The organism is Hoylesella buccalis ATCC 35310 (genome assembly GCF_025151385.1).
GTDB classification, from domain to species: Bacteria; Bacteroidota; Bacteroidia; order Bacteroidales; family Bacteroidaceae; genus Prevotella; species Prevotella buccalis.
Genome location: NZ_CP102287.1, coordinates 1,073,425 through 1,085,303 on the forward strand (window position 1 = coordinate 1,073,425; position 11,879 = coordinate 1,085,303).

An 11,879-nucleotide genomic window follows, 5' to 3' on the forward strand; every position below is an offset into this window, starting at 1 on the left:
GCACAGCATAGATAGTCAAAGCATGTCTGCATGTGTTTAACCCATGCACTACTCAAACAATGACCACTTGGCCGGTTGAGTTGAGCCTTCATCATCATTTTCGTCTGGCTGCAACTCAGCATCATCATCGCCTGAACCGATGTTTGGCCCAACATTACCTTGTGATGCGAGCACTAAAATACTTGGGGACAAATAAGGTTTCTTCATCTTGTATTCATTACGTTTATTAACTTTTCATCAAAAGAGATACCATGTGTGAAAAGTACCTTCAAATAATTTGTTGCAAAGGTAAGTTTTTTACCCCCCCCCCACAATCATAAATTATACTAATATTATATAATTTATCTATATCTTTCTTCTGTCACAGCACTCAACTATTGCGTTCATAGAGATATTAACAAGCAACTTAGATCAAAAAAATAAAAAAACTGTCAATTGATTATAGGAAAGTACTTACAACCTGAGTTCGGGATAAAAATGTCCCGTTCTCAATAGTTCACCTAAGGCATAAATATCTCTCCTCTATCTTGAGACAGAGGTTATCCATAAAATTCCATCAAACTCTGATATGACTGGTTTTAGAACAGTGTAAGCTGCTGTCCTTGTCGGTCTATGCAGAAATCTACATTGATAGCCGGCTTCTTCTCAAAGAAACAGTAGGCTGCAAGTGCCGACAGTGCATTTATATCAAAATTAAAAACGTTCCTATGTCTGGAGTGTACCAGCTGTGCCACGTTTTTCAGTTCATCATTGATGGTTTCTATGACCGATCTCTTTCTGAGTAATATTTTGTCATACAAGGGTATTAGCTTGTTCTTCATGTTACTCCTCAACCCCGTGACAAGGTTAATGCCATCATTGTATAATCTTTCGAAAAGCCCTTGGGATATATATCCCTTATCAGCAAACAACTTACCGAAGAGGTTGTCGCTGAGCCTGTTGAGCACTCTTTCATCCCTATCATCCACATTCGCCTTGGTGAACATGAAGTTGACCAACTCTCCACGCTCGTTGCAAGTCAAGTGCAGTTTGAAGCCGAAATACCACCCCATCGTGCTCTTCCCTATTGAGGCGTATTCCTTGAAAACCTTATTGCGACTGATGCGCTTGTTGTGGCACACTGGTATGGACGTGCTGTCTATGAAACTTATTCCGGTGCAACGTCCCAGACAGCACACTTGCAGAAACAGCATCATCTCAACGGCAACTCTTGCTTCCAGTTCTATGAAACGGTTATAGGAGAGTTGCTCGGGAAACAAATCCCTCATGTGCTCCCTGACATAAAATAGATAGTAATGCTTGAAATTGCGGAAGTCATTGAAGTGGAAACAGATGAGAATAGTCATGATCTCCGCACGGCTCATTCGCCATTTACCCCAAATCGGTCATTAGAAAAAGCGTCTGAAGATTCAAAATCGAAGTGCAAAATTTGTTGGTGTTTGGATTGTACAAAAACCATGAAAAACACCGCGGAGGTTTGCCATGCGGCCGGGGGCGCGAAGCCCCCGAAGAGCACAATCAGCAATACAAAAAAAAACAAAAGGGAGACCGCAGTCTCCCAAAGATTAATTAACTTTGTATTGTATATGTATCATCAATTAACCTCGGAGCAAAGGTCGCAAATTTTCACCTTACTCCAAAAGAAAACAAAGAGAAAAGAAATTGCCAGCATTGTGGGCACGAGTGAAGCTACGATAAGTCGTGAGCTAAAGAACAACAGCACGCCATCGGGAAAGTATATCTGGACAAAGGCGCAGGATATGGCCATGCAGCGCAGAAAGAGGACGGTAACGAATGCCAGACTCCCCGACGAATTGGTCTGGAGAATCAAGGGAATATATCATCAATGACCAGTGGTCTCCAAGACAAATATCAGGTTATTTGCGCAAGAATGAGGGGATAAAGGTGTCCCATCAATCCATCTACAACATCATCCACAATGACACAACAGTGGAACTTGCCAAGCACACAAGGCATAAGATGAAGTACAGGCATCGTCCCAAGAGCAAACATCTTCCAATCAAAGATAGGGTCAGCATCCATGAAAGAAGTAAGGAAGTTGACGGGAAGAGATTCGGAGATTTTGAGATGGACTTGATCGTAGACCCTGACCAGCACGCCATACTCACGCTAGTGGAGAAGTCTACCAGTATGCTGCTTATGCAGAAACTGCATTTGGAAAACAGTCAAAGCCTCTGGCAAAGGTAGTTAGGAAACTGCTGCTGCCATACAAGGACTGCCTGAAGACCATCACAACAGACAACGGACCTGAATTTGCGGCACATAAGGACATTACCAAGTACTTAGGCGTACCTGTGTACTTCGCCTATACATATTGCTCATGGCAAAAAGGAGCGATTGAGAATACAAATAAACTAATCAGACAGTATATACCGAAAAAGGATTCGTTTGAACGTTATACGGACAAGAGAATTATGTCGATACAAAAAAAATGTACGAAAGACCGAGAGAAAAATTAAACTTTGCTACACCAAAGAGTGAATTCTTCAAACACGTTTTGTAATTTTGCACTTGCTGGTTGACTCTACGGATAAAGTTCGTAAATAAGGAAATAACACCTTTTGGTGATCTTTCCCTGTTCTTCAAAATGCTTGAGAAATGCCATTTTGAAGAGCATGTTATGCAAAGTGGTGTTCCGCTTCAAGGATCCAATCGGGGCTACGACCCGATCCAGTTAATATTGGGATTGTTTGCAGGTGTATGGTGTGGCGCAAGTTGCTTTGGCCATCTTGACGTGGTACGTTATGACACTGCACTATGTGATCTACTTGGGTGGAAACGCGGAGCAGACCATCGTGCATACCAGCGCTATCTCAACAAATTCTCCCAAGCTGTCAACCAGCGTGTTTTCGGAAATTTGTTCCGTTGGTTTTTCTCAGAGTTGAAGTTCGACAATTACACCTTGGACTTCGATCCGACCGTGATGGTCCGTGAGGGAAACCAGGAGGGAGCAGCCAAAGGGTACAACCCAAAACGTCCTGGACGACTATCGCACCATCCGCTTCTTGCATTCGTTTCCGATGTGAGGATGATAGCAAATTACTGGCTACGTCCTGGCAACACATCTGCAAGTACCAACTATCTGTCATTTCTTGAGGACACACTCTCAATACTTGAGGGCAAACGTGTCGGACTGGTCCGCATGGATAGTGGCTTCTTTGCAAAGGAAATACTTGACTATCTGGAAAACAAAGGGTTACACTATATCATAGCCTGCCGTTTCAATAACCGTATAAAGTACAGTCTTACCCATGAACGCAAATGGATAGAGCAGATAGACGGATTGGAAATATCCGAAACCATCTATCAAGCAAACAGTTGGGAGAAACCCTGACGCATTGTGATGGTCAGGCAAGAAATTGAGAAGCGCCCAAAAGCAGCGGGAAAGCAAATCAAACAGCTGGATCTTTTCGAGTATGAGGGAGATTTCGGGAAATACCGATACAGCTGCTTCGTAACAGACCTTGACCTGCCGGCCAAGATTGTATATGACTCATATCGTGGAAGGGCGGATTCTGAGAACAGAATAAAGGAACTGAAGAATGATTTCTCCATTGATGATTTTGTCACACATAACTTCTGGGCAACAGAGGCATGTAGGAGTTTCATTGTAATGGCATATAATTTTATGTCGTTGTTCAGACATGCGCTGATTAATTCCAACAAGAAGAAATTTCTGAAGACAATTCGGTACGAATTGTTATCAACGCCAGCCTATCTGGGGAGAACAAAAGACAAGCATATCCTATATTTAGCCAGATCACTAAAAACACGACAATCATTCTTGTCCATATGGAAAAAATTAAAGGATTTCTCTTTGCCGTACGACACAGAGAAATCCTAATGACCGATTTGGGGTAAAGGTGGTTATCAACATGCTTTTGCCAGGCAAAGAACATGGGTTAAGAGTCTTACAGCATGATGTTAAGGCGGCTAAAAGCATGCTTTAAACGTGAAATCAAACGAACACGAGATGCAGAAGAAACGTACAAATCCCGTAACCACCTGTCTATCAGAAAAGAACGTTTTTGCTCTATATTTTCATTATTTGAAAGATACGGAGCGTTGCTGAAAAATAAGCGAAATATGAGAGGGTGTTTGTCAAGAAAAATGTCAACACGAGAACGGGAAGTGTGACTATTCTTTGTAACCAAATAGATAGTCCAATCAACAGGATGCATCAAGTTCCCTATTCAGACAACAGATGCGTGGCATGGTATTTCATCAGTCCCTCAATAATATGGTCACTAACCATTTCAGGCTCAAAACCTGCCTCACGACAAACTGCTCGCAACAAGGGCGCAAAGGTCGCAGCCGTTTTTCCTGTAAAATACACGGGATACTCATGGTATGCATATTGGAACAAGTTGCGCGTTAAGAAACTCTTAAAATTATCAGTCACCAGATCTCGCACATATTCAGTATGTTGATAATCGGCCAAAAAAGTTGCTATCGAGGATAAATAATAATGTGGAAGTGGTTTGTCGTAAACAGTGCGCATCACTTCATGGGCTGTCGTTTGGCGCTTAAAATAAAAAGACGAGATCAGTTCAGAAGGTGCCAACTCTTTCAATACATCCGACAGGAAAGCACGTCCAATAGACGATGCGCTGCCTTCATCTCCCAAGATATAACCGCCGGCACGCACATTCTTAACGATTTGAGCACCATCATAAAAACACGAGTTAGACCCCGTACCCAGAATACATACGATACCAGCCGAATCCATGCACATGGAACGGGTGGCACCCAGCAAGTCGCTCTCCACCGTGACCGGCGTCTTGAACTGTGCAACCAAGGAGTGACCCACCATTCTCTTCCTATCCTCGCCATTACATCCGGCCCCGTAAAAATAGACGTGACCTAACTTTCGCTTGAAGTAGGCTTCGCCCAAACCCAATCGAATGCTTCTACTCATCTCTCTGCGGGTTTGAAAATACGGATTCAGGCCTTCGGTTTTTTGCAAGTCAACCAACTCGTTTTGCTCAACAAAAGCCCATTCTGTTTGATCAGAACCGCTCACTGCTATCAAATTCATTGTGCTTTTAATTAGTTTGCTACATGAAGTCACAAAGTTACAAAGATTTTTTCAATTAGTCTTCACCATCGTTCTTCTACATGTATGCGATAACAAGACTTTTCATTCTTCGCCGGGCAATTCCCATCGAGCTGCTGTTATTCAGTCACAAACAAAGGCCTTGGTGGTAAAAGCGACCATACCACACAAAAGCGGCTAATGATAGTTAGATACATAGAAGCAATGAAAAAAATCTGCAGGCAATGTCTAAAAACATGCCTGCAGATTGCAAAGTTTAAATGACTTTTGCCGATAACCGATAGCTCAATTGAACTTTTCAATAGTTATCAACCAGCAAAAAGTCTTCTTTCTTTATTCAACGTTTACCGTTTGATGATTCGAACACCATTAAAGTTGTTAACCTTGACAATATAGATGCCATTGGGCAGACGGCTCAAATCCATGTAATCGTCTAAGCCTTCAGCAACCAATGAGCCCGAAACACTGTAAACGCGTACAGACTTAATAGCCTCTGACGTTTCAATATGAATGCGTCCAGTTGTCGGATTCGGTGATATTCTCAATTGAGGTGCAGCTGCTACTTCGTTAATGCCAGTTGTTGCGTTGATAACGAGCGATTTCTTTGCCGGAACCGTAGTTACATTCTTCTCGGAAGGTATAGAGAAAATCGATACGCCCTGATGACCAATCACCAAATTACCAGCATAATCGAATGCCATTTGCTGAATGCCGCTACCCGTGAGTGAAGCCTTATACGAATATTTAGGGGTCAACGTAGGTACTCCGTCGTTCCATGTGATGTCAAAGAATTGGAGTACGTTTGTACCATCATTGATCACCAACAACGAGTTATCTCTGTTGACGGCAAATCCTGCTTTAGCAGAACCATTCAACAGGGGTGCAAATTCTTGTGTACCTGAATTGAATACGATTTCACCATTATGATTAACGTAAATCAAAGATGGTACACCTTTCACGTTATTTCCGGCACCTCGGTACTGAGCTACCCAAACACCTCCGTCGAGTCCACCAACGAGATTACAGTTTCCATTGATTTCGTATCTGCCAACCTTGAAAATTTGACTTGGAGCTTTATCCCACGTTGATGCTATCGTACCATCTTCGTTACCGATATTATAAACTCCGACATCCTTTCCAAAGTCTTCCAAGGAAACGAACAGCTTCGTATCAGCTCCAGTACCGTAAACACACAAACCTGGAGATGATGAACCGACATTAACGCCATTATTAACAAATAGACCGTCGCTATTGCGTTCGCCAACAAAGAATTGAGTGTATTCACCTTCAAGATCGGCAGGATTCATCAGATATACGCCGGAATGATCGTCACTCCAATCAGAGATATAGACAGTTCCCTTAGAATCAACACCCAAACGGTACTGTGAACCCCACTTGGCTTCTTTCCCTATATAAGGATTTTCATTGATACGTGTCCAATCAGGATTGTATGCATACATACCAATAGAATATGCATTGACATAGAAGCGACCGAAATAATCGGATTCAGGTGAGTTGTCAACAGCCACAAATACGGTCTTTGGATATTGCATCGATGCATCATTCGAGGTTAAACGACTGATATTTGCAACCGCAGAACCTGTTAACCTTACAGCCCAATTAAGCTTTTGGCCCGATTGCCCTGGCAATTGATCGGCTGCTAAGGTAATAGTATTGCTTCCTTGTTTAACATCAGGAACGTCGGCAGTTCCAACTTCCTCGCCTGTTGCCGCATCAGTGAATACCAATTGTGCAGATTGCGCCTTGTCGTTTGAAGTGAAAGTGAACTTATATGAGTTGTCAGGCAACTGTTCGCCCTTCAAATCGTAAGCCATAATACGTTTAACGGCAGACTGTTCGATACCTTTCGTAGTAAATGTGGTAATCACATTGCCTACGATGAGATACAAATTGATGTCTTGTCCATCAACACTTGATCCTGTACCCATATCGGTTGTTGCTGGAAGTGCTTCTGGCAATTCAGTATTTGTTTGAATGAGTTTGGCTTTATCAATACCGTCAGTAATATCGTAGAGACGCAAGCCGCCAACTTTTCCATCCGTAACAAATGGAGTTACCATCATAGAATGATGAGCATACTTAAAGAATGAAACACCAGTTGCCGCCTGTCCTACTAAATTATCTTGATCGGAAAGCTGACCAAGTACTTCGCTATTGACGTTAACTGTTTTAGCTGGCTTGAACTCAACAGGCAGGAATTCGGTTCCGTCAATGACATATTGATCGTCTGCCAATGGTGAAACCTGAAGAAGAACTTCTAATCCTGTAGCCAATTTGTTAACTGGACTTGGAGCTGTTGATTTAATATCTTTTTCAGTAAACACCGTACTTGCAATCTGATTGTCAACAATGTTCAGATCGATGAAGCGCTTGATATGTTTATCACCCCAATAATTAGCGGCAGACATGAACACATGACAGTCGTTAGACGGACCGCTGACAGCCAGCGTACGGCCAACAATGGCATTATAATAGTTGGCTGAAGATTTGGTGGATACCCATACGGCGGGATCTGCATCAAAATCATCCCACTTATAAACGAAGATTTCTCCTCGGGTAGAGCCTTCTCTGACTTGGCCGTCATTAAATTGGCATTCCTCACTATTTACACCAACAAGCTTTCCATCAGCTGTGAAAGCGATATCGCTCAAACGCGATTTGAACCCATCATTATCAGGTTCGGCCGCTGCAATACCATTGATGCTGAGTTTTTTAACAAACTCGTTTGTCTTGTTATTGATCAGACTGATCACTGGCTCGCCATTATTGTTTGATAAGATAATCGTAGAATCACCTCTAACAATGGCACGCTGCATTTTTCCAGTAATATCTTCATAGGCTTTCGAAGAATTGGAGAACTCTATTTTATCAGGAACGCCTATATAACTCTTTAAATTAGGTTCGGGATAGTTTTCATAAACAATTGCAGGTGGCACATAGCTTTCTGATTCAAGCAAAAGTTTGGCGTATGACGTCTGATTAGCCTCAACTTTGATTGCTTTTTTATACTCTTCTGTCAGCTCTTTGTAACCATCTGCTTTTACAGAAAGTGTATAATCGCCAGGGGCAAGTCCTTCGAAAACAAAAACTCCGTTGTAGTTATTATCAACTTTGTAGGCTCCTACCTGATTTCCATCTTTCAAAAGGGTGACTTCTGCACCATTGAGTGGCAACCATTGATCGTTTGTATTTGGCGCATAGTTGAACAGTTGGTGAACGATTTTCTCGTGCATATCCTTCACTGTTCCCATGATATAACCTGTTTTTTCAGGTGTGAGGTTAAAGTAATCACACACGCCGCGTGCTACGCGTATACCTTCTTGTCCACAATAGTCAGGATTGAGGGCACGGTGACGAGCAGGCTGGTAAGTATGGAAATAACCTTCGAGCAAGAAACCGGGAACACCATGACGAAGTACGCCCAGATAACCTTTTTTCCCTGTAACTGGACTAACCCAAGCTCCTCCATAGAATGTAGAGTCGCCTCGAATATTCATCTGGGTCTTGCTGTAATAGCTGTATATATCAATGTCGTTTGTGAAATGCGGTTCCCAACATGCTTTACACATATCATAACTTCCAGGTGACCAGTCGTTTCCTTTACCATCTTGTCCACGATAAAGGAACAAAGGATAGTTAGTAAGTGAGCCGTCTGCTGCTGCATTTGAGTGAATGGAGATAAACATATCCATATTATTTGCTTCAACTTCAGCACATATTTCCGACAAATTACGATTGTATTTCTCTTCATCGGGTGCACCTTTCACATAAGGATAAGGCCCATTGAGGGTTCTGGAATAAAGAATATTCTCTTTTTTCACACCCATCTTTTCCAGCGTTTTACCCAACTTCAGGATTTTCCATAAGTTGGTGTTTGTTTCATAAAAGCCAAGCGTATCTGGACGACCTGTTTCTGGATTTGCCGGATACGGAATTGTTGCCATTGGCCTGTCATTAGGTCCCCAGCTGCCATGCCCCGCATTCAAATAAATACGAACATCATTGCCCCCGTTTCTTGCTTGAACGGCAACGAATGCAAAGAGCAATGATAATGTGAGTAAAATATATTTCTTCATAGCATTGTACTTTATCTATTGTTAATGTTAATGTCAATCATGTATGCCTCACCAGCAGGAGTAGAGAAGACGATTTTATCGCCTTTCAACGTTGCATAGGGGTACATGGCGATTACAGAATCATTAGTTAAGACTTGCTCTTGTCCGCTTAATGATTTGGCTACGATAGAAGAGGCATAAACATACTCACCATCATCTTGATCGTTCATACCAATTATAACATCGTTGTTGTACCAACGAGGAGCACGCAGTGTACCCAGAGATTTGAGATTTGAACCATTCATGTCGCAAACAAAGGCACCAACGCCACAAACATAGTAGAGGGCTTTGGTTCCATCAGGCGAAACAGAAGGCCAAATGTAGCTGAATTGCTTTCCATTGGGCGAGAAAACTTGTGTCTTTCCGCCTTTAGTAATCAGTAATTGACGATTTTTGATGGACAACGTAGGCATCTCAAAGCGCTTGATGGCATTGGGTTGTAGACGAGTTAGCTTTTGTTTGTTGTCTTTGACAACCGAAACAGTTGCTCCACCAATTGAATAACCTTGCAGGTTGCGCGACGGTTTCACAAGCTGTTGCGTCTTACCTGTAGATAAATCAATAGCGTTCAAACTCACACGACGCAAATTATTCTTGGAATAACTACTCTCAGGATAAAGAATTTGTTTTCCATCATTGGAAATTTTAACGTTAAATCCTGTTCCTTTTCCTGATGTCAATTCCTGAGTTTTCCCTGTACTTAAATCGAACTTTACAAGACCGTTGTTGGAAGCTGTAGACAAAAGGATATAATCTCCCACAGGACTTAGCCCGACAACTGTTTTTGTAGGCCCATTAGGAAGGTCGATCTTCTTCATCGATCCTACCTTCAACACCTGCGCTTGCCCGATGAAGGGTAGACAGATGATACAAATTAGTAGCATTTTTCTTTTCATAATAGACAGATAATAGTTAAACAATAGAAATCAAAATCAATGGTACGTTGTTCATTTTATGACCATTGGTTGTTATCTTTTAGAATGAAATATATAGATGAAAACAGATTTTTGTCGACAGTCTAAACTACCTTCCTCTTTTTATCATCTATATATTCCATCTAAAAAAACATTACTTTAGCATTAGATTTCAATGGAAGCAATCGAGCTGTTGACATCAAAATGCCGAATCCTTTATCCTGCATTTCTGCCAGACAGTTCGATTCATTCCACCTTATTAAATATGGCCCCGCTTAGTTTCCATATTTTATCAAATCGGAAATTTTGCTTTCAGCGTTGTTTTTTTCATTGACGGCTGTCACAAAATAGGTTCCTAGTCGCGACAATTTTACATTGTTATCCTTCGTCGTTGCTACCAGTTTTGCCATTCGTTTTGATCCTGTACTCAAATAAACGGCATAATAGCAACCCGAAACAGCATCCCAATGAAGAATGTCATTCATTATTTTGAGATTCTTTGGTGCATTGGGCAAAGTGGGGTTTTCTACCAGCAAGTACGGCATTACTACCGGCTCTTTGTAACGCTGCTTGATGGCACTCATGATGTTTACAGGATTCGAAAAGAGATATTTAGCACTATAGAGAAGCCCACCCATCACTTTAGGATTTTCATCCGCAAGACGCATCTGCTTAGTCAGCTCAGAAGAGTTCATGTAAGCGGAGCCTTGCTTGCTGTCTCCAAACTTATATATTCCATATCCAATCACTAATTTAGACTTAGTAATCATATTACTCCAGCGAGCCAATCCCTTATCAAAATTATAGATTGAACTACCTGTATGGAAATATAGTTGAGGGATAATCACGTCTACCCAACCTTCTTTTGACCATTTTGCAACATCAGCAAACATCAAGTTCATGTTATTCTCAATGTTCCCTCCAGGACCAATGGAAAACACCAAGTTTGGATTGGTATTTTTGATCATGTCATGAAGGTTTTTCACAACCTTATTGACGTTATCTCTACGAAATTCTTCAATCGTATTAAAAGTCCGACCGTACGTTGCATATTCGTTTTGGTCGTTCATGCCTTCTCCGCTTGAAAGATACGGGTAGAAATAATCGTCCATGTGAACGCCGTCAACGTTGTATTTGGTAATCAGTTCCTTGACAATATTCACGATACGATCCTGAGCTGCAGGGAGAGCGGGATTATAAATGCGAATTTTGTTATAGTCTTTCACAAGATTTGCAGGAATCTTCGAATCTAACTTAGGAAAAGATGTATCACTGCCTGTACGTGTCGATATGCGATAAGGATTGATCCATGCATGAAAAGCAATGTTTCGCTTATGCGCTTCGTCAATTAAGAATCTCAAAATATCATACCCAGGATCAACACCTGCCTTTCCGGTGATGCTCTTACTCCATGGTTCATATTGTGAATTGTAGTACGCATCAGCCATTCCTCTTACTTGGAAGAATACAACATTGATATTGTTGTCCTTAAAAAGGTCCAAATATTTCAAGTATAATTCTTTCTGGGAAACCTGATCATATTTCCCCATAGGCCAATCCAGTCCCCAAACCGTTGCCATCCATACACCTCTCAGTTCCTTTCGTGGAACAATAGGTTGCTCTGCAGTCGGTCCCGAAGGTGTAGGAGGCGGGGTTTTGCCCTTGTTGTGATCGTCTCTCTCTTCGTTACACGAAAAGAGAAACATCACAATAAAGGCAAAAAATATAAATCTATTTATTCTTTTCATTTCT

The 11,879-nt window shown here is 41.7% G+C and carries 5 protein-coding genes and 3 pseudogenes; 2 read left to right on the top strand and 6 right to left on the bottom strand.

Features of this window, described 5'->3' with window-relative positions; all coding sequences use genetic code 11:
- Positions 1-48: 48 nt before the first annotated feature.
- The gene (locus NQ518_RS04565) at positions 49-207 is read right to left on the bottom strand and encodes a hypothetical protein (RefSeq protein WP_227208012.1); all 159 of its coding nucleotides are present in this window, start codon (positions 205-207) and stop codon (positions 49-51) included.
- Between the two features lie 371 nt (positions 208-578).
- Positions 579-1,373: pseudogene (locus tag NQ518_RS04570) on the bottom strand (IS982 family transposase); the annotation flags it as partial.
- 213 nt (positions 1,374-1,586) lie between these two features.
- On the opposite strand from NQ518_RS04570, the pseudogene NQ518_RS04575 reads away from it, so the two are divergent.
- Positions 1,587-2,524 (top strand): annotated as a pseudogene (locus tag NQ518_RS04575) (IS30 family transposase).
- 15 nt (positions 2,525-2,539) lie between these two features.
- A pseudogene (locus NQ518_RS04580) lies at positions 2,540-3,865 on the top strand (IS1380 family transposase).
- Positions 3,866-4,210: 345 nt separating this feature from the next.
- Here NQ518_RS04580 and NQ518_RS04585 read toward each other — a convergent pair.
- The 4 genes from NQ518_RS04585 to NQ518_RS04600 all read right to left on the bottom strand — a co-directional run bounded on the left by NQ518_RS04585 (position 4,211) and on the right by NQ518_RS04600 (position 11,875).
- Positions 4,211-5,059, bottom strand: coding sequence for a hypothetical protein (locus NQ518_RS04585; RefSeq protein ID WP_227960716.1), 849 nt, complete (start codon positions 5,057-5,059; stop codon positions 4,211-4,213).
- Between the two features lie 362 nt (positions 5,060-5,421).
- A complete protein-coding gene (locus tag NQ518_RS04590) occupies positions 5,422-9,174 on the bottom strand; it encodes a carboxypeptidase regulatory-like domain-containing protein (protein WP_227205065.1) in 3,753 nt (1,250 codons plus the stop codon).
- Between the two features lie 11 nt (positions 9,175-9,185).
- Entirely contained in the window at positions 9,186-10,097 is a 912-nt protein-coding gene (locus tag NQ518_RS04595) for a TolB-like translocation protein (protein WP_227205063.1), read from the bottom strand.
- Between the two features lie 305 nt (positions 10,098-10,402).
- The gene (locus NQ518_RS04600) at positions 10,403-11,875 is read right to left on the bottom strand and encodes a glycoside hydrolase family 10 protein (protein ID WP_227205061.1); all 1,473 of its coding nucleotides are present in this window, start codon (positions 11,873-11,875) and stop codon (positions 10,403-10,405) included.
- Between the last annotated feature and the right edge of the window lie 4 nt (positions 11,876-11,879).